The organism is Virgibacillus proomii (genome assembly GCF_900162615.1).
GTDB lineage: Bacteria > Bacillota > Bacilli > Bacillales > Amphibacillaceae > Virgibacillus > Virgibacillus proomii.
Window position 1 is genome coordinate 294,534 of the sequence record NZ_FUFN01000008.1, and the last position, 21,533, is coordinate 316,066.

Genomic DNA, 21,533 nt, shown 5'->3' on the forward strand with positions numbered 1-21,533 from the left:
AATATTAATTCTTTTGTACAAACGTTCGCTTCAGCAAAGAGTTAATAAATATCCACCATCGAGGAGCGGAGATAATCTCGTAAACTAATCTTAGAAAAACTTAGCTTGGCGCCAAGTCTTTAGCGAAAGCTGTAGATTTTCTTATACGATAACCATAAAGTTTTATACTTTCCTATAGTATAAAAAAACCCTTACTCCACAAACAGAGTAAGGGTTAATATCTATAGCTTATTTAACCTTCTAAGAGCAAGTCATATGGGTCTTCAAGCAATTGCTTAACACGAACAAGAAACTGTACTGCTTCTTTTCCATCAACAATACGATGATCATAAGATAATGCCAAATACATCATTGGGCGCACTTCAATACTGTCATCGGGCATAACAACTGCACGTTTTTGGATGTTATGCATACCTAGAATACCGACTTGTGGCGCGTTTAGGATCGGAGTTGATAACATAGAACCAAATGTCCCGCCATTTGTTATCGTAAACGTACCGCCTTGTAAATCACTCATTTCTAATTTCTTGTCACGAGCCTTTAGACTGAGGTCTTTAATTTCTTTTTCTACTCCTGCAAAATCCAGACGATCTGCATCACGTACTACTGGAACTACTAAACCGTCCTCTGTGGAAACAGCAATACCAATGTCATAGAATTTCTTTATTATAAGTTCATTTCCTTGAATTTCTGCATTTAATAATGGGAAATCTTTCAAAGCACCCACTACAGCTTTTGTAAAGAAAGACATAAACCCTAATTTCACACCATGTTTTTCAATGAATTTTTCTTTTCGTTCACTGCGCAACTTCATAACATTTGTTAAATCTACTTCATTAAACGTAGTTAACATTGCTGCTTCATGCTGAACTTCAACAAGGCGCTTAGCGATTGTTTGACGGCGACGTGACATTTTAACTCGTTCTACCGGCTTAGAGAATTCTGTTTTCTCTGCTGATTTTTCCTCTTGTTTTACTAATTGCTTTTGCGGTTTATCAGCATTTTTAGCTGCTTCCTCCACATCTTCTGGGCGAATCCGTCCCAATGGATCACGTGGACTAATCTTGCTTAAATCAATATTCAGTTCACGGGCACGTTTTCTAGCAGCAGGTGAAGCAATCACTCCAGCAACTCCAGTTTCCTTCTGCTCTTTAGTATCTTCTTGCTTAGGCTGTTCCTGCTTTGGAGATTCCGATTGCTGATCTACTTTTTCTTCTTCTTTATCTTCTGTTGGCTTGGATTCTGCTTGTGTAATGCTTCCTGCCTCAGCATTTTCGTCAATTTTTGCAATAACATCGCCAACTTCTACATCTTCGCCTTCAACTTGAATAATTTCTGTAATCACACCAGAATATTCTGAGTTTACTTCCACATTTACTTTATCTGTTTCTAATTCAACAACTGGGTCCCCTTTTTCCACCTTGTCTCCTTCTTTAACCAACCACTCCGCAATAGTTCCTTCTGTAATTGATTCTGCCAGCTCTGGTATTTTTATTTCACTCATCAGAATCTCCTCCTTTTGTTGGGGTTATCGCTTTTTGAACAATTTGTTTTTGCTCTGTCTTATGGACATTTGGAACACCTACTGCTGGTGAAGAACGATCTGGACGACCGATATAACGTAATGTTTGCCCATCTTTTAGCAAGTCTCTCAAGTAATCGTCAACGAAATCCCAGCATCCCATATTTTGTGGTTCTTCTTGCACCCAGACAATTTCTTCTAAGTTCGGCAAAGCGTTTATCTCTTTTTCCAATTGTATTTTAGGGAATGGATATATTTGTTCTAAACGTATTGCTCGTAGCCAATTAAAATTGTCATCCGCCTGTTCAATCGCTTCTTCAATATCTACCATAATTTTACCGCTTCCAATCAGTAAGCGTTTAGCATTCTTCTTACTTACCTTTAAGTTAGGCTGATCGCGGATAGCAAGGAACTTACCTTTGGTAAACTCTTCTGCTTTCGAAGCAATTCGTTGATTTCGAATCAAGCTGCTTTTCGGCGTCATAACGACTAATGGTCTAGCTTCTTCCTTATTACGTAAAGCTGCCTGTCTACGAATTAAATGGAAGAATTGTGCAGACGATGTAACATATGCTACAATCCAGTTATTCTCTGCAGCCATTTGAAGAAAGCGCTCTAGTCTTGCACTGGAATGTTCCGGTCCCTGTCCTTCATAACCATGAGGAAGGAGCATCACCATATTCGATTTATCTCCCCATTTTGCCCGTGCCGAAGAAATAAATTGGTCAAAGATAACTTGCGCTACATTGGCAAAATCGCCAAACTGCGCCTCCCAGATTACTAGAGTATTCGTCGCTTCTACACTATATCCGTATTCAAAACCTAACACACCCGTTTCAGATAAAGGACTGTTGCGGATGTCAAAGGAGGTTTTTGCTTCTTCAAGCATATGCATTGGGCAGAATTTTTCACTTGTCTCAACATCGTGCAACACTAGATGACGATGAGCAAACGTACCTCTTTCGGTATCTTGTCCGGTAAGACGAATTGGAATTCCATCACGTAAAATGGAAGCATAAGCTAATGCTTCTCCAGTACCCCAATCTGCCTTTTCCCCATTCTCTAATGCATTTTCACGTCGCTTCAAAATTCTCTCCAGCTTTTTATTACTGTTAAAACCTTCAGGACGTTCTAATAATCCTTTATTCAACGAACGTAAAGTTTCTAGGTCAACAGCAGTCTCATATTTATCTAACCCATTTTTTAATGCTTCCGGCATAAACATAGACTCTGCTTCACCAGTTTCGTTTTCTTTCATATTATCGTAAATATCTTGCAATTTATCGAGGGCGCGCTGCTTCATCTCTTTAAATTGCTCTTCTCTTATAATCTCTTTTTCTTGTAAATCTTTAGCAAATATATACGCTACAGTAGGATGCTCATCGATCATTTTGTATAGAACCGGCTGTGTCATTCGTGGTTCGTCCATTTCGTTATGACCATAACGACGATAACCAACTAAATCAATGAGAAAGTCCTTGTTAAACTTTTGACGATACTCATAAGCAATTTGAACTGCAGAAATACAAGCAATTGGATCATCTGCATTTACATGAATAATGGGAACTTCAAACCCTTTAGCAAGATCACTTGCATAGCGGGTCGAACGACCATCTTTTTGCTCCGTTGTATAGCCTAATAAGTTGTTTGCAATAATATGCAATGAACCGCCAGTAGAATATCCTGGAAGATTACTTAGGTTAAAGGTTTCAGCGACAATTCCTTCACCGATAAATGCTGCATCACCATGGATAAGAACTGGAATCGCTTTATTCTTATCTTGTTTGGGATACCCTTTTTCATAACGATCATCCTGTGCAGCACGAGCTAATCCTTCGACAACTGGATTAACGAATTCCAAGTGAGAGGGATTGTGCGCTAGACGAATTCGCGTTACACTTTCTTTTCCATCTGGTTCTTTTGTTGCACCGAAATGATATTTTACATCACCCGTCCAACCATAATTAATTCCCATTGAACCTTCAGAAGGAATTAACTCTTTATTCGGAGAGTGGTGAAATTCAGAAAAAATTCTATCATATGGCTTGCCGAGCACATGGGCTAATACCGCAAGTCGACCACGGTGAGCCATACCCATCATAATGTTTTCAACTTTATCAGCACTCGCATTTTTCACAATTTGATCTAACATGGGTACCATAATTTCTAATCCTTCAATAGAAAACCGCTTTTGACCTACAAACGTCTTTTGTAAAAATTCTTCAAATCCTTCGACCTGTATAAGTCTTTCTAATAGCTTCGTTTTCTCATCGTCGGATAAGCTGAGCCTCGCTTTACCTGACTCAATTAAATCTAGCAGCCACTTGCGTTCGTCATCATTATTGACATGATCAAATTCGAATGTAATCGTGCCAGAATAGTACTTTTTCAATTCTTTTACAACATCTAATCCATTTTCTACCTTGCTTGGAGCGTTTTCCCATAACCAAGAAGCTGGAATACTTGCTAAGTCTCCTTCCGTTAACCCGTATGTTACTGGATCAACTAATTCAGACTTGCGCTTTTTCATGCCAACTGGATAGATTTCTGCCTCCAGATGCCCGCAACGCCGAATAGCCTCAACAAGTTTCATTGCTGAGGTAAGTTTCTTTACATCGTCTATGGATGTAGCTTCAGCTGCTGCTCCAGCCGCAACATTTGTTTGGGATAACCATTGAGGGGCTCCATGCTCATCGAACATTTTTTTAATGGATGGATCTACTGCCTCTGGATCCTCTTTGTACAAATCGTATTGCTCTTCTACATACCCCAAGTTTGGACCATGAAATTCGGACCAGAATCTCTCATTGGATTCTTCATTCTGTGCCAACTTTTATACCCCCATTAGAAGTTACGTAATCCGTTCTGAAACGGTATACATTATTCAATCTACATTATAGAACTGACTATAGATTACTTCAACTAATATACCTCATTTTATTTTGGCAGACAATACCATGTTTTAATTATAATTATAAACAGAATTTTCAAATGGCTTAACTTACTATAAAACATGGTATATCCTCTTTGATTTAGCAAAAATCGCGGGCTCCCTTGAAAATCGCCAAATTTCGCTTCCGAAGTTTTTCTTGTCCTAGATCTCCAAAGGATTGGGCAAATGGGTGTGTTATCTCCCACTTAGACAACTTCGTATTCCTTTTAACTTTTGAAGTGAAAATCTTACGGAAACTTAAGTGTAAGAAACTTATATTTATGAAGGATGATTTGTTCCAACTGAGAATATAATCAACACTATGGACGATTGTTTCATTTTTGGGCATGTTTCGTTATAATAGAATTAATCTTATTATGGTCACTATTTAAAGGGAGGATGGAAAGATGAAGTTAGCTTTATTAATGGGGGTTATTGCTGTATTTATGGTGTCTTTTTTTACTTCCGGATACGAATCAAAACCGGGAATGCCAAAAAAACAACAATAAAGGAAACGCAAACGGTAAAGGGTAGAGCTTTCCTACCGTTTGCGTTTTTTCTTAAAGAAAGTAAAATATCAAGTTGAAATGCAAGCTCTCACCTTGAGGATCTTAATGTCTAACCTATAAACACAGCTAGACTACAGCTTCTCTGCTAAAAATTTAGCATTTAATCAATACTTTTACATGTTATGTCAAGTTTGGAAATCCCTGCTGTCTTAATGCTTCGTATACAATAATCGCAGCGGTATTCGATAAATTTAATGATCTAACCTTATCACTCATATGAATACGTAAACACCTGTCTTCTTTTCCCGTTAATAAGTCACGTGGAATCCCATTTGTTTCTCTGCCAAACACAAAAAACAATTCCTCATCCGGATCACTAAAATCAAAATTGGTATAATGCTTTTTACCAAAGTTCTCAATATAATAATAGCTTGCTTTCGGATAGGTTTCATACAAGGACTGGATCGACTTATATTCACGAATATCTACATGATACCAGTAATCAAGTCCTGCTCTTTTCAACATCTTATCATCTGTTGAAAATCCAAGTGGATGAATTAAATGTAACGTTGCATTTGTTGCTAAACATGTTCTGGCTATATTGCCAGTGTTAGCTGGAATTTCTGGTTGATATAATACGACATGTAAACTCACTTTTTCATTCTCCTTACGTCTATCTACGTTACAAGTATAGCACTATTTTCTTTATCCCAAAAGCGCTGTATTATTCCGTATGAATTCGAAAAAATTTATATTGAATCTGTGGTGTCCAAGCAGAGGAATCTTCATAAGACCAATAGCGATTTCGGCTATTATCGGTATGTGCATTAACAAGTGGCATGCCGTATGCGTCTTTTGCTACAACAATTGTATTATGATCCCACCTGCCATCTCCTGAAAAGTCATAGCAAATAACATCACCAGGAATAAGCTCCTCTGGCGATTCTTTCTCTTCTCCACGTAAACCTTGCGTTGAGCCCGATAAATACCATCGCATGGAGTGAGCAACTGCCCAGCTAAAGCTCCAGCTATCCTTTCCGTACCACCAACCGCGCTCTCTAATTGGTGCCCCCCGCATTGGTGCACCACCAGCAAACAAACATTGCGATACATAGTTCGTACAATCGACGTCGAAGGTTCGATAGGCTGGATTATAGCTATTCCACCATCGTTCTGCATATTGAACTGCTCGGTGGCGATCATAAACAGCTCGCTTATATGAAGTTTCAGTATTCATATTCGGTACCACTTTTCCTTTATCATTTTGCATCAAAATCTGCTGCTGTTTATGGTCTGTTATCTCCCCATTAACCATGTTAAATGTATATGGTGAAATTACTTCTTCCATATAAAGCTGTTCTCGCTGTTTTACTAAAAACCGTAAATGTAACAGATAATTGTAGGATTGTTCATCATTGTAGCGTAGTTTTCTGTACAACTGACCATTTCCTTTAATTCGTACTATTTTAGCACTTCTTTCAGTAAATAACTTTCGTTTTCTTGACCACCAATTTTCTTTATTTTGATCTGAAGCAAAAAAATCTAACCAGTAGCTTTTCAGCTTCTCCATAAAAAATCCCCTCCATAGAAAGTATATGGATGGTAGGCTTGTCAAACATCTAGTTTTATATTTTTTTGCATGTAAGATTAATAATTTGTGGTAGCTTGAGTAAAATAAGCAGATTAAAGATCTCGATGAACTCACCTATTATTTTTTAGCATGCTGGTGTTGAAATGCCAATCCTTTTTCCATCTCATATAAGACCTGTTCATCTTCCTCTGTTTCCATTGCTTCTTTAATAGCTTGAAATGCCTCATCCGTTCCAATTTTCCCTAATGACCATGCCGCTGTTCCCCGAATTACCGGACGGGGATCATTACGCATGATATCAATGATTTCAGCAACAGCTGTCGTATCTTTATAATGCCCTAACGCTATCAAAGTATTGCGCTGAATCGGCTTTTTCCCCCGCCATGATCCCGAAATATGCCCAAATTTTTCTTTAAATTCGCGATTAGATATTTTTAACATAGGAATTAATTTTGGTTTAGCTATATCGTGTTCAGGTTCAAACTCAGGATGTATATGAAAATCCAACTTTAAGTTTTTTGGACAGACCATTTGGCATGTATCACAGCCATAAACACGGTTACCAATTTTCGAACGGAATTCATCCGGTAAAAAATCTTTTGTTTGAGTTAAAAACGCGATACAACGTTTTGCATTTAATTGACCAGCCTGAACAATAGCGCCTGTAGGGCAAGCATCGATACATTTGGTACAAGATCCACAACTATCTTCAACGGGCTTATCGGGAGTAAATGGTATATTGGTAATTAGTTCGCCTAAATATACAAAAGACCCAAATTCCGGAGTAATAATAGAAGTATTTTTACCACTAAAGCCAATCCCTGCTCGTTCTGCAACCGCGCGGTCAGATAATTCTCCTGTATCGACCATCACCCTACTTTTACCATCTGGTACTCTCTTCCGGATAAATTCGGCAAGCTTTTCAAGTCTTTCCCGTAAAACAATATGATAATCAATTCCCCAGGAAGCCCTCGCAAATAAACCGCGTCGTTCCTGCTTCGTACTTCTAGGAGCTCCCTTCATGCGGGTGGGATAAGCTAATGCAATAGAAATAATCGATTTGGCTCCAGACAGTAAACGCTCCGGCTCTGTTCGCTCCTCAATCGTTCCTTTTTCAAAACCGGATTGATAATCTAATGCTTGCTGTCTGCGCAGACGTTCTTTTAATTCCGTAAACACATCTGCTGAAGCAAAGCCAATTTTATCAATGCCAATTTTCTTGCTATAATCAATAATTTCCTGCTTCAACTGTTCCGTTTGCATCATTTATTCTCCTTGCCTGTACTTTTTTACAACTGCTGTACGCATTCGATTTAACACTGCCGCAATTTCAAATCGACGAGGTCTAGCTAAATCTCCCGGGTGCTCTTTAGGATGTAATGTAAATGAAGCTAAGCCTTGTTGATCCATTTGCTGCTCAATACGATCCAGTAATTCAGGCAAAGCAACGTTATCCATTTGATTATTTCTATCTAAGTAATGAAGGATTTCTGCAATCATTCTTGTCTGTGATGCATCAACAAGCTGTTCAACCTCTGCAAATGAGATATCCGTTTTTCCCATTTGTATATGAGTTAAACCTTTTGCTTGAACTTTTGCTCTCTTGCCCTTTCTTGTCTGTAATGAGCTTTGTTGAAAGTAACGTCTGGTTAACTTACCAAATCGTTTATTCCCTCCATTGTTTCTGATTAAAGGGTATTTTTCTATAATTGCTTTTGCTTCATTTGTTGCATTATCTGGTAAATAGTTTTCTAATCGAATAACTGTATCCGCTGTAGCAAAATAATCACCTGAGCCGCCCATTACAATAATCGTAGACACAGATAATTCATCACGAAGCTGTGTTATTTTATCAATGAATGGTGTAATCGGTTCTTTATCTGCGTGCACGAGTAATTGCATTCTGTGATCACGAATCATAAAATTAGTAGCACTTGTATCTTCATCAATTAATAATGTGGAAGCCCCTGCTTCTAATGCCTCCATTACATTTGCTGCTTGGGATGTACTGCCACTAGCATTATCGCTTGAAAAAAATGTAGTATCCTGACCATGTGGTAAATTATTGATAAACGGAGAAATATCAACACCTGTAATTTTCCGACCATCTTCAGATCGAATTTTTACTGCGGAAGGATCGGTTAAAACAAACTCCCTTCCATCACCGTTTACATGTGAATATACTCCTCGTTCTATTCCCCTAAGCAATGTACTTTTACCGTGATATCCACCGCCGACAATTAACGTAATTCCTTTTTTAATTGCCATTCCTTTGATTGGCACGTCAGAATGAGGAATCTGTATCTCCACCTCATTTTCAGGTGGACTTTGGAACGGTATCGCCTGCTTTAAAGGTCGATTACTAATTCCGCTTTCTCTAGGTAAAATTGATCCATTTGCTAAAAACGCTACCCAGTTATTTTCTTTCATTACTTGACGAATTGCTTCTTGCTGGTCTGCTAACTTGATCGCCTGTTCAATTGCTTTATTAGTAATTGTAAAAACAGAATGATTAATAATGTCTGGAAGAACACGGAAAAATAATTTATCAGCTTCTCTACTATTTATTTTCCTTCCATTTGCCGGTAGTCCAACTGAAATACAAACCGTTATTTTTTCTGAGGTAATTTGTACAGCACTGCGCTCCAGCTTTTCTTGCCCTGGGCGATCAAAAAAGATGAAGCCGCTCTTACCTGAGCCTTTTACATGAGAAGCTTGCTGAGCTACAACCTTACCTATTATACGAGCAAATGCATCTTCAACAGCAATCTTTCTTGCATATGTTTGAAGCCATTCAGCTTTAATTTGTCGCTTACTTGCAGGAATAATGATTCTAAGTTTAGAAGGAGCAGCAAACGGATCTCCTTGAACATGATCAATCATAAACTCATAATCCGTTCCCTGATAGTTTCCTTGAATACGTTTATATGCTTTATAGCCTTTGTTATCAATTTCCTTTAAAAGCTTCACTAGACTATTCATATAGACACACACCTCTATTGCTTTAAATTCATTAGTCAAAAAAATGAAACAAGCCTCTAATAACAACTATCTTCTTTTTCTGCTTCCGATTTTACATGTTCCCAATAAAGAAGTAAAACAAATCTTCCGGAAAAGCATGAGGTATCTATTTTTTTAAAAAACATAAAGGACAAGCGTTCTCTTAATGACGTACAAACTAGAAATATTCTGACGGGATAAAGTGAAACTTCATTCCATTTTACCTCGGAATGTTAGTTGAACGAATCGGGCATTTAGGGGCCGTTTTTCCCATCATGCTTGCAACATCATTAGCACATTGTTTGAAATGAGAAAAATACGGCACCTTACATGCGGGATAAAGGAAACATGCCTCTAAAACAAGGGTATGCCTATACTTGAGCGGCAAGCCCGCTTTAGTCGGTCTTCCTTTAGATTCGTGCCGAAGTTAACTAATCGCAGGAAGAAGATCGAAGTTTGCTACTGCTTGATCACGGAAGGTAATTTATCAATAAAGTTATCCACCATATAGAAACAGTATCGTTTTCTAGATACCAATTAAAGAAAAATTCACCCTTCATACTAAAATAATAATAACTGGTTCAAACATATAGATCCCAGTTAATACTCTAATTTTCAAAAAACTAAAAACGCAATACTTCGTACCCTTTACATTACGAAATACTGCGTTAAGACATATGTATGGAGCGGATGAAGGGAATCGAACCCTCGTCATCAGCTTGGAAGGCTGAGGTTTTACCATTAAACTACACCCGCATTCATTGAGGTTATGTAACTTTTAAAAAATATACATTTTTTGAATGCAGAAATTATTATAACAGTTATTCAAAGTTAGATCAAGACATTTTTTAATTTTTTTCGACAAAAAATGAATTCTAAACTGTTTTATTTTGTCTGTACACCTTCAATTTGTTCTTTTTACTAATTCAGTCAAGCTTATGAGACATAAATAAAACGAAGCAAGTTACAAGTTCTGGACATCGGATGACTCCCTGCCGTTCATACTTACATTGTAACGCAGTTGAACCACTCTCCTTTGAACAAAAATGAAAAAAATTTGCTTAGAAAGATTTACAATCTAATAAAGAAGTTATAGAATAGTCATAAGTTTTAGGGAGGAGAAAAAGAATGGCTGTATATCCAATTGTAATTGCACAACAGAAGTTTACACATCAAGACAGCCTGCGATATCCGTTTGAAGAACGCGGGCTTCAGTTTGGCGACGGAATTTATGAAGTCATCCGTATATACGAGGGAAAATATTATCTTCTAGCAGAACATCTCGATCGGCTATTTCGTTCCGCAAAAGCAATTAAAATCGATTTGGCTATATCGAAGGAAGAATTAACTCAATTATTATTGAAATTATTAGAAAAAAACAACATGGTAAAAGATGGAAAAGTATATCTACAAGCGACGAGAGGATCTGCTCCACGTGATCATGTATTCCCAAAAGACGTTCCTGCAAATATGTATGCCTATGTTCAAGACTTGCCACGTCAATTAGATAAGCTTAAGCACGGTGTTTCAGCAATTACAACACCAGATGTACGGTGGGAAAACTGTTATATTAAAAGTTTAAACTTATTACCAAATGTACTTGCTAAGCAAGAAGCAAGAGAGCAAGGTTGCTACGAAGCAATTTTGCATCGCGGGGAGCTTGTTACTGAATGTAGTTCATCAAATATTTATCTTGTTAAAGATGGAGAAATCCATACCCATCCTGCTACAAATCGTATTTTGCACGGCTGTGTACGATTACGAGTAGAAGCGTTTGCCAAATCTCTTTCTATTCCATTTTTTGAAGAAGGTTTTCATAAAGAAAATATTTATGATGCAGATGAAGTATTCTTATCTAGTAGTACGTCTGAGGTAATGCCGATTGTAAGTGTGGATGGTAAACAGATAAAAGATGGTATCCCTGGTCCAATTACCCGTAAGTTGCAGCAAGCATACGAAAAAGATGCAGAAATTATTGACAACAAAATTGCTTCTAGCACATAGAAAAACCAAGGCAAGCTAAACGCCACAACATCCCTGAAAAAAACGCGAAGTGTGCTGTTGAAGCTTGCCTTTTCTAAACTCTAAAAGCGGGATTAAAATTTCTATTGTGTCACCTTTGAAATTCGATACGTTATTTCGATTTTTCTTTTTTAGTTAATATTCCCAACATACCTTCATCCTCTTAACATAATACGAAGTCTTTCATCATGATGAGACTTCGTATTTTTTCATCTTATTACTACTTTACATATGCCTTTGGACGGCGAACCATCCTTCTTATCTAAGTTTTATCATGCTTGAACTCCTATGCTAGACGATGCTAATTTCAAATAAATATCCATACTGTAAAAACCAAATATTGTTTCCTAGACAACATTAACTTTTCAAATTGTTAGATTCATTCGTTATTCTGACACGATTCTTAGTTGGTAAAGCTATATTATACTACTCTACCAACACTCCAGTTTTTTCACTAACTAGGCTAGCTCAGGACAGTTACAATTCCATACCTATTTGCTAGAGGCAGTTTATTGTACATATTTTCCGTTTATTTAACAATTAACACTCGACATTCCGCACGTTGAACAATTTGATTACTTACACTTCCAAGAAAAAATCTTCCTACATTTCCTAGCCCGCGACTGCCCAAGATAATTAAATCAATCTTATTTTCATTTGCATATTCGAGAAGTTGGACACTTGGATTACGGAATGAATAATCTACTAATACTTCTGCTATACAGTTGATTCTTTCTTTAACAAAATCCTGTTGAATTCGTTCCATAATAGGGCGTAGGTCTTCAGCCATGTCGCTCATAAAACTTCGTGCAAGTATTGCATTAGTAGTCGGACCAGCATGAGTAACTACCGTCACTGCATGTACATTTGCATTTGAAAATTTTGCTTGTTTTTTTGCTTCTTCCATTGCTTTTTTACTTAATTCTGACCCATCATAGGCTACTAGAATATTTTCACTCATAATAGCTTTCCCCTTATCAGCTTTGTACATCTTAAAACTATCATAGCATATTAATGAAAGCGCTCTATAACATTTGTGAAAACGTCATAGATAATTCTTTTTTAAAAAGATAAGAAAATTTTTCTGTTATTAAAATTGAACATTCATCTACATCAAATTTCAGATGATGACGTCTCATAATAAAATAATTAGAGATACATATGGAGCTCTCAACGAATTTTTACGATTTATGGATAGAACTGTTTTAGATTTTAAATATTTTTTCTTCCTTTTCCCCATTTGAATTCAATTAACTTCATAAAAGAACAAAAGCTAGTAGGAGTTTTCTTCCATCTCCTACTGAATGTTAGTGCCACAAGGGTATGACCTAAAGCCCCTTGAACGAATCGGGCATTTAGGTGCCGTTTTGTCCCACTTAGACCTTTTGTATCAACTCAAGATTTTGAAGTGGGAGTCTTACGGCACCTTACATGCAGGATAAAAAAGTTATTTTTTCCTCTATTCCAATTGATTCGGGTTTCGAATTAGTTTAAACTATCAAAAAGTAAATCTTTTTTAATAAAGAGGAGGAAAATAATGAGAAGTTTCAAACGCGCTCTTACTACTACCGATATTACTAGATTAGAAGTGTTTAGTGATCCGCAGTTCACCCCAGATGGTACAGCATTTACGTTTACATCTACTACAATCAATGAGGAAAAAGAATACGAATCTCACCTTTTTTTCCAAAAGCTAAATGAGAAAGAAGCAAATCCATGGACATTCCATGCCAGCAAAAATAGTCAACTGCGCTTTTCCCCAGATGGTAAAAGAGCTGTGTTTCAATCAACAAGAAGTGGCCTTTCCCAAATTTGGTTAATTCATATGGATGGCGGTGAACCAAAACAATTAACTACTTTTCACCGTGGTGCAACTAACCCCGTTTGGTCCCCAAACGGAAAACATATTTTCTTCTCGGCTTATTTAACGCATGATGACGATATACAACAACAAAAAGAGCCTACAAAAGAAGAAAAAAAAGAGGAACAAGCAGCCGAACAACAAAAACCGATGATTGTTAATCGTTTAGATTATAAGTCTGATGCAAGGGGACTTCATGATCATACAAGAAAGCAAATCATTATGATGAATGTGGATGAAGGAACATTGAAACAATTAACTAACAATGATAAAGACCATGAATTTCAAGATATATCACCGGACGGCAACGCTATATTATTTACTGCTAACTTGAATGATGATACTGACTACGAACTAACCAATGACCTATACTGTCTCCATATTCGAACAGAGCAAAAAAAGAAACTAACAAATGGTGAAGGGACTTATTACAAGGCGTCGTTTTCCCCAGACGGAACGAAGATCGCTTCGTTTGGCCACGAGTTTGCTTATAAAGGGGCTTCTCTTACGGAATTGTATGTATTTGATTATGAAACAGCGAAAAGAAACAGGCTAAGTAAAGATTGGGATATTGAGCTTGGCGATTCCATGATTGGGGACACTCGCCTTGGAGAATCAGAATCAGGCCCTGTGTGGAACGAAGATAGCACATGTATTTTTTTTATTGCAACGAGCGAAGGAGCTACCGAACTTCACCAAGTTTCCTTAGAGGGAGAGCGTCAAGTTCTTTATAAAAATGATAATCACGTCTTTGGTTTTGCATATGATGGTTCAACAAAATCATTTATTCTCGGCATAAGCACCCCAACTGCTCCATGTGATTTTTATTTATTAAAAGAGGATGGAACTCTTATTCTTCTTACTAATAGTAATAAAGCATTACTGGATGAAGTTGCATTGCAAGAACCAGAAGTATTTAATGTAAACACAGAAGACGATTGGACAGTTCAAGGCTGGGTATTACGTCCTTACGGATTTACAGAAGGAAAAAAATATCCGACAATTTTAGAAATTCATGGTGGCCCGCATGCCATGTATGGTCAAACTTTTTTCTTTGAAATGCAGCTGTTAGCAGCAAAAGGGTTTGTCGTGTTATACACAAATCCACGAGGTAGCCACGGATATGGACAAAAGTTTGTTAATGCATGTCGCGAAGATTACGGAGGTGGTGATTATCGGGACTTAATGGCAACTGTAGATTATGCTATTAAAAAGTATAGTTTTATCGATGATCAACGTCTTGGTGTTACTGGTGGCAGTTACGGGGGCTTTATGACAAATTGGATTATTGGTCATACCAATCGTTTCAAAGCAGCTGTTACACAACGTTCTATTTCTAATTGGCTCAGCTTTTATGGAGTAAGTGACATTGGCTACTTTTTTACAGAGTGGGAGCATGGAGTAAATTTATTAGATGATCCTGCTAAGCTTTGGGAATTTTCTCCATTAAAATATGCAGAAAAAGTAGAAACGCCATTACTAATTTTACACGGTGAATTAGATTACCGCTGTCCTATTGAGCAAGGCGAACAACTTTTTGTCACGTTAAAGCATTTAAAGAAAGAAGTAGAATTTATTCGCTTCCCTAAGGCTAATCATGAGCTTAGCCGCAGCGGAAAACCGGATATTCGTATGGAGCGTTTGAATCATATTTGCAGATGGTTTGAAAAACATCTCTAATAAAAAACTATACCAAAATTCTTGTTAAAAATGGATTCTTCCTATTTTACTTAGTATGTATCTAACAGGATAGTATGAACTCAAAAACCATAAACACTATTTTATACATTCAAAAAGCTGATGTTTCTTAGCATCAGCTTTTTGAGTGTTAACCAGATTTAATCATTTTATCCGTGAACTTGTTGGCTTTTCTTTTCGACAAGCGGCATGATAGTCTTGTAATGCGACTACTTTCGTTTTTGGCGATACTTGGTTTCTATTTTGAAGTACGAGCCATTCAAATGTTTCCAAACTTGTAAAACAAGGAATCTGGTGACGAGTAGCCCACTCCCTCAGATAAAAACCAAACTTATTTGGTTCTCTGCCCTGATTAGGAAGATTTAAAATAAGGTCAGGTTTCTTTCCATTTCGTAACTTTTCCAACTCATTCCGTTGTTTTTTTATGACCGTAACAGGTAGCCCATGTTCCTGTAAATAAACTGCAGTCCCTTCTGTAGCCAATAGGGAAGCGCCTGCCTGAATACATGCCTGGATCGTTTTAAGGCTATGTGTTTTCATTCGATCTGCTATAGATACGAAGATAGTTGGTGCTTGTTTATCCAGAAATTGATTAACATAAAGCGGGAACAATTTGCTAAAGGCCTGTTGTTTATTTTTGGATATAGCAATAATTTCTCCTGTAGATTTCATCTCCGGCCCCAATAAATGATCAACTCCCTTTAGCTTGGCCGCTGAAAATACTGGTGATTTTACCGTTATAAAAGGCGGCTCCATACATAAACCTAATTGATCAGCTAGATCTGTTAACCTCTTCCCTAACTGTACCTGTACAGCCCATTCTACCATAGGAGTATCGGTTACTTTACTCAAGATAGGCACGGTTCGAGAAGAACGCGGATTGACCTCTAATACATAAACTTTGCCAGCATGGAGGATGAATTGAATATTCATCATACCGATAATTGGTACCATTTGGGCAATTTTTCGAGTAATAGCAGTAATTTGCTGTTTTTCCGATGGAAGGAGTGACAGTGGTGGAAATACTGCTAAACTGTCACCAGAATGGACTCCTGCTCTTTCTACATGTTCTACGATGCCTGGAATAATAATATCTTTGCCATCACTAATAACATCAACTTCACACTCTTTTCCCGGAAGGTAGGGATCGATTAACAATGGCCAACAGCGGTCATTTGTATCTTCTTTAATTCTATTAATATACTGCTCTAATTCAGCATGATTATAGCAAATAAACATCGACTGTCCGCCAATCACATACGATGGGCGAATTAATACAGGAAATCCGAGTTCTTTTGTTGACTCCGTTAACTGCTGTTCGTTTTGTACGATACTGCCTTTCATATGCAAAATGGACCATTCGTCTAATAGTTGATAAAATTGCTCCCGGTCCTCCATTTGATCAATATGCTTGGGAGCTGTTCCTAATATAGGAACGCCTGCTTCTTCTAATTCGTTTGCTAAATTAATCGCCGTTTGTCCCCCAAACTGAACAAGCACACCGTCTACTTTTTCTTTTTCAATTACGCGCAGGACGTCCTCAAATTCAAGTGGCTCAAAATAGAGTTTATCTGCAACAGAATAATCGGTGCTTACCGTTTCTGGGTTATTATTAATCACAATGGCTTCATAACCGAGTTTTTTCACCGCTAACACAGCATGGACAGAGCAGTAATCAAATTCTACCCCTTGCCCGATTCGAATTGGCCCAGATCCAAGTATTACTATTTTCTTGCAATTATTTCCAACTTTTACTTCATCACGTCCATGCCAAGTAGAATAGTAGTATGGGGTAATCGCGTTGAATTCTCCAGCACATGTATCGACCAGTTTATATGCTGGTTTTATTTGCAAATCGTTCAATCGTTTTCTTACCAATTCAGGCTTTGTGTTCATCAGCTTAGCAAGGTGTCTATCACTTAAATTAAATCGCTTCGCTTGTAACAGTAAAGACTTAGATATACGTAAAATAGAATGTTTTTTTAATTCATTTTCTAAAGCTAAAATTCGCTCTATTTTTGTTAAAAACCAAATATCGATTTGAGTAATGGCATGTAAATCTTTTATACTTTTACCGCGCATCATAGCTTCAGCAATTGCAAACAGCCATAAATCATTCGGCTCTTGTATCAAACATTGTAATTCCGCATCAGATTTTTTCTTTATCCTTGATAAATGTAAACTGTCAACGTCCATTTCCAAGGAGCGAATTGCTTTTTGCAGCGCACCTTCAAATGTGCGATCAATCGCCATTACTTCTCCGGTTGCCTTCATCTGTGTTCCCAATGTACGATCTGCTTCCGTAAATTTATCGAAAGCAAATCGTGGCAGTTTGACAGTGATATAATCAAGCGCCGGCTCAAATGACGCATACGTATTTCCAGTGATCGGATTTGCAATTTCATCTAAGTGATAACCAATAGCGCATTTCGTAGCAATCCGAGCAATGGGATAGCCTGTCGCTTTTGAGGCAAGCGCAGACGAACGGCTGACACGCGGATTAACTTCAATGATATAATAATGATTCGAATTTGGATCCAAAGCAAACTGAATATTACATGCGCCAACAACTTTTAAAGCTCGAATGACCTTTAATGATGCAGAACGAAGCATTTGATATTGTGTATCAGATAAAGTCTGTGAAGGAGCAGTCACCATAGAATCTCCTGTATGAACTCCAACTGGATCCATATTCTCCATATTGCAAATAATGATGCACGTATCATTTTCATCTCGCATCACTTCATATTCTATCTCTTTCCAGCCTTTAATACTTTTTTCCACAAGCACTTGATGGATAGGACTTAACTCTAAAGCCGATGGTAGCTGCTCTAAAAGCTCTGCTGCATTATCAGCAAACCCTCCACCTTCTCCGCCTAATGTATATGCTGGACGTAATATGACAGGAAATCCGATTTGCTTTGCAAATGAGAGTCCTGCATCTATTGTTTTGACAATCTTTGATTGGCAAACAGGCTCGTTTATATCATGCATTAACTGCCGAAATTGCTCTCTATTTTCTCCTTTTTGAATCGAATCTACGGAAGACCCCAACACCTTTACTTGATGTTTTTCAAGTATTCCCCTCTTGTAAAGAGCAATGGTTAAATTTAATCCTGTTTGCCCCCCCAAAGTACCAATTAAACCATCAGGCTGTTCACGAGCTATAATTGCCTCGACGCTTTCTACAGTCAATGGCTCCATATATACTCTATCGGCAATATGCTTATCAGTCATCATCGTTGCCGGGTTGTTGTTAACTAAAATAACTTCAATCCCTTCCTCTTTTAGAGCTAGACAGGCTTGCGTACCAGCATAATCAAATTCCGCTGCTTGGCCAATTACTATTGGTCCCGAGCCAATAACAAGTACTTTATTTAATGCTTTGCGCATAAGTGATTCCTCCCAGATGTCTTACCTGTTCCATAAACTCTGTCATGATATATGCCGTATCACTCGGACCGGGATGAGACTCTGGGTGAAATTGGACTGTGGTAATCGGTAAAAAATGGTGCTTCATTCCTTCAATCGTTCCATCATTAACATGTTGAAAAAGCGGTAGAAATATCGTAGGATCGATACTGTCTTTTCTTACTACATAGCCATGATTCTGCGATGTTATTTTCACCTTTCCCGTTAGTAAATCTTTTACCGGATGATTGGAACCGCGATGTCCAAATGGCAGCTTTTCTGTATCTGCTCCATACGCTAAAGCAATTAGTTGATGGCCCAAACAAATTCCTAGTGTTGGATAGTTTTCCGTTAATTTTTTTACAACTGGAAAGTATAGCTGTAATTCTTTCGGATTGCCAGGACCGTTACTAATAATAATTCCATCTGGATTTAGCGCTTGAATCGATGCAGATTTTTCACTAAAAGGCATAATCGTTACTTTACAATGATGGTTTAATAGTCCCTCTACAATAGATTTTTTATAACCAAAATCTAAGACAACAATATGACAATCTCCCTTTCCGAGTTGAATTGGCTGCTTAACACTTACTTTTTGTACTAGATGTTTCGTATTAGGTATCGAAAATGAATATTTATAATCTGGAAAGGCTTTTTCCAATACAATTCTCCCTTTTACCGTTCGTCGCTTTCTTATCACAGCAACAAGTGCTCGTGTATCTACATTTTTTAAACCTGGAATACGATTCTGCTTCAACTCTTCAGATAACGTTGTTTTTGCTTGAAAATGACTGGGTTTATCACATAGATCATTGATAATAACACCTGCAATTTGCAGACGATCACTTTCTATATTAATGGAATTCATCCCGTAGTTCCCTACAATTGGATATGTCAAAGTAATGATTTGTCCAGCATATGAAGGGTCTGTAAATATTTCTTGGTAACCCGTCATGCTTGTATTAAAAACAACTTCACCAGTTACTTCACTTTCATAACCCAGCCAATCTCCTGTGAATACTTCTCCTGTTTCTAACACCAGTTGCCCCTTAGTCATTCTCCTCCACCTCTTCGATTCGGATTGTAATTATTCATTATTATAGTAATACTTCACAACATATTCAAGTATATTTATAAATTTTAATTAATATTTATACATTTTATAACTGCTTTATGTAATTATTAGTCAAGTGGCTATGATAATTGCTTAACATCTATTTTTTGTTATCATTTGAATTTGAGTAGCTTATTCATTTATCAGCATTTGAAACAATTCATTACCTTCATGCTGTAAAAAAATAATTTTCGCTATATGCATTTTTAAATTAAATTAAGAAAAGGCACATCGCTAAATAGTGATGTACCGTGAACATTATCTATATGCGTCATGAAAGACATATATTAATTTACCTCTTTCCTATCATGACGCAAAGTAAAAACTCGCCTTTAGCCCGTATCTAAGTTAGCCAATTCATCCAGCACAACAGGACAAGGTAAGCTTCTTGAATAAACATCGCACGCAGAAAAGTGCTTTTCTTTTCAAGGACAAGGTAAGCTTCTTGAATAAACATCGCGGTTCAGGACAAGTAAGAATTCTTTTGAATATGTTCATTCTTTATCTTGTCAGAAGTTCTTCAGTTTGTACGTCACAAACCGAAGCAATTGCATATTTTTATCAGTAAGGATGAAATGAATTTTCACTTTATTGTGATATATATTGGTTTAAAAATTGATTTAACCGCTTGATGTACTCGTCTTTATGTGTTACAAAAGCTTCGCCATGACCTGCTCCGTCAAAAGTAACGATTTCTTTCGGACTGTTCGTATGTTCATATAATTCCTTACTCATTCGTGTTGGCACAAATGTATCGGCATTGCCATGAATATACAATATAGGCACCTTTGCTTTTTCCACTTGTTTAACGGCTGATGCTTCCTGCAAACCATACCCTGCACGAATTTTAGAAACAATGCTGGTACTTGGTAAAAGAGGAAACGCAGGCAAGTGAAACATCCGTTCCATTTGATAATCGAACATATCGTATACACTAGTGTAGGGACTATCTGCTACAATCGCTTTTACATTATCAGGAAGCTTCTCACCACTTGTCATTAAAACCGCTGCTGCTCCCATGGAAACACCGTGTAAAACAATTTCAGTATTTTCGCCTTGCTCTTTAATTACTTTATTAATCCAATCGACATAATCCTTACGATCATGCCAGCCAAATCCAATATAATCTCCTTCACTTTCGCCATGTCCTCTTAAATCAGCCGTAAACACATTATAGCCTAAATTTTCATAATAATATTGCCCAAACATGCCCATATCCGTAGCTCTTCCCAAGTATCCATGCGCAAAAATAACCGTTTTGTTAGTTTCCTTTTTTGCCTTTAAATAATAACCTTGTAATTGGAGACCATCAAAAGACATTATTTCCCATCTAGTAAAATTCTGATTTCGCACCCAATCTCTCCAATCCCCTTCAAGCATTTCATCCAATGCTTCGGCAGAAACTTCAAGATCATTATTTCCTTGAAGGAAATCTTTTTCATTACGGGCAATAGCTAAACGATAAAAATAAAAACTAACAATTATATCAATTACTAATAAAATCACAATGAAACCTATTCCTATTCGAATCCACTTTTTCTTCAAACCGACTTCCCACCTTTTTTCACCTTATCTCTTTATTATATAGGTAAAAAGGCTTGTATGAAACTAGCATTCCATTGGTACTTGTTGACAATCCTATACTATTGACATACAGCTTTTAACAACTTTAAATTAGAATATTTAAACCTTTATACTATAAAAAAACTTACCTTTATAGGTTTAGGTCGATTTGTTTCTACCCAACTGTAGATTGTTTTTTTACTTATAGTGATGACATTTTACATATATAACAATGAATAGCTTGATATCCCCTTCCTATATAAAAACCCCTATTTAAACGATAATATAAACCGTTTAAATAGGGGTTTTA

12 protein-coding genes and 1 tRNA gene are annotated in these 21,533 nt (G+C 37.1%); 2 read left to right on the forward strand and 11 right to left on the reverse strand.

Translation table 11 applies throughout. The features are described from left to right. Positions 1 to 232 precede the first annotated feature (232 nt). From odhB to BN1066_RS02325, 7 genes are all read right to left on the reverse strand, one after another. The gene (gene odhB, locus BN1066_RS02295) at positions 233 to 1,504 is read right to left on the reverse strand and encodes a 2-oxoglutarate dehydrogenase complex dihydrolipoyllysine-residue succinyltransferase (RefSeq protein WP_077317907.1); all 1,272 of its coding nucleotides are present in this window, start codon (positions 1,502 to 1,504) and stop codon (positions 233 to 235) included. Beyond that, complete coding sequence (locus BN1066_RS02300) at positions 1,497 to 4,352, reverse strand: 2-oxoglutarate dehydrogenase E1 component (RefSeq protein ID WP_077317908.1); 2,856 nt, start codon at positions 4,350 to 4,352, stop codon at positions 1,497 to 1,499. Before BN1066_RS02300 ends, odhB begins: the two co-directional genes overlap by 8 nt. A 791-nt stretch (positions 4,353 to 5,143) precedes the next feature. Then, on the reverse strand, positions 5,144 to 5,617 hold the full coding sequence (gene trmL, locus BN1066_RS02305) for a tRNA (uridine(34)/cytosine(34)/5-carboxymethylaminomethyluridine(34)-2'-O)-methyltransferase TrmL (protein WP_077317909.1): 474 nt from the start codon (positions 5,615 to 5,617) through the stop codon (positions 5,144 to 5,146). Between the two features lie 70 nt (positions 5,618 to 5,687). Next, positions 5,688 to 6,533, reverse strand: coding sequence for an amidase domain-containing protein (locus tag BN1066_RS02310; RefSeq protein ID WP_077317910.1), 846 nt, complete (start codon positions 6,531 to 6,533; stop codon positions 5,688 to 5,690). Positions 6,534 to 6,671: 138 nt separating this feature from the next. Further along, positions 6,672 to 7,817, reverse strand: coding sequence for a tRNA epoxyqueuosine(34) reductase QueG (gene queG, locus BN1066_RS02315; RefSeq protein ID WP_077317976.1), 1,146 nt, complete (start codon positions 7,815 to 7,817; stop codon positions 6,672 to 6,674). Between the two features lie 3 nt (positions 7,818 to 7,820). Continuing rightward, positions 7,821 to 9,536, reverse strand: a complete 1,716-nt coding sequence (locus BN1066_RS02320) for an ABC-ATPase domain-containing protein (RefSeq protein WP_077317911.1) — start codon at positions 9,534 to 9,536, stop codon at positions 7,821 to 7,823. Between the two features lie 700 nt (positions 9,537 to 10,236). Continuing rightward, positions 10,237 to 10,310 (reverse strand) — tRNA-Gly (locus tag BN1066_RS02325). A 372-nt stretch (positions 10,311 to 10,682) separates the two neighbouring features. Between BN1066_RS02325 and dat the strand changes: the two genes are divergently transcribed. Further along, entirely contained in the window at positions 10,683 to 11,558 is an 876-nt protein-coding gene (gene dat, locus BN1066_RS02330) for a D-amino-acid transaminase (protein WP_077317912.1), read from the forward strand. A 547-nt stretch (positions 11,559 to 12,105) separates the two neighbouring features. On the opposite strand, the gene BN1066_RS02335 is transcribed toward dat, so the two are convergent. Then, entirely contained in the window at positions 12,106 to 12,537 is a 432-nt protein-coding gene (locus BN1066_RS02335; RefSeq protein ID WP_179104266.1) for a universal stress protein, read from the reverse strand. A gap of 576 nt (positions 12,538 to 13,113) precedes the next feature. Between BN1066_RS02335 and BN1066_RS02340 the strand changes: the two genes are divergently transcribed. Then, a complete protein-coding gene (locus BN1066_RS02340; protein WP_077317914.1) occupies positions 13,114 to 15,117 on the forward strand; it encodes a S9 family peptidase in 2,004 nt (667 codons plus the stop codon). Positions 15,118 to 15,279: 162 nt separating this feature from the next. Here the strand turns inward: BN1066_RS02340 and BN1066_RS02345 are convergent, their stop codons facing one another. The 3 genes from BN1066_RS02345 to BN1066_RS02355 all read right to left on the reverse strand — a co-directional run bounded on the left by BN1066_RS02345 (position 15,280) and on the right by BN1066_RS02355 (position 21,205). Beyond that, positions 15,280 to 18,528, reverse strand: a complete 3,249-nt coding sequence (locus BN1066_RS02345) for a carbamoyl-phosphate synthase (glutamine-hydrolyzing) large subunit (protein WP_077317915.1) — start codon at positions 18,526 to 18,528, stop codon at positions 15,280 to 15,282. Further along, positions 18,509 to 19,603 carry a carbamoyl phosphate synthase small subunit gene (locus BN1066_RS02350; protein ID WP_077317916.1) on the reverse strand — a complete coding sequence of 365 codons (1,095 nt, stop codon included), beginning with the start codon at positions 19,601 to 19,603 and terminating at the stop codon, positions 18,509 to 18,511. The genes BN1066_RS02345 and BN1066_RS02350 overlap by 20 nt, the downstream gene beginning before the upstream one ends. A 645-nt stretch (positions 19,604 to 20,248) precedes the next feature. Further along, positions 20,249 to 21,205, reverse strand: coding sequence for an alpha/beta hydrolase (locus BN1066_RS02355; protein ID WP_077317917.1), 957 nt, complete (start codon positions 21,203 to 21,205; stop codon positions 20,249 to 20,251). Positions 21,206 to 21,533 lie beyond the last annotated feature (328 nt).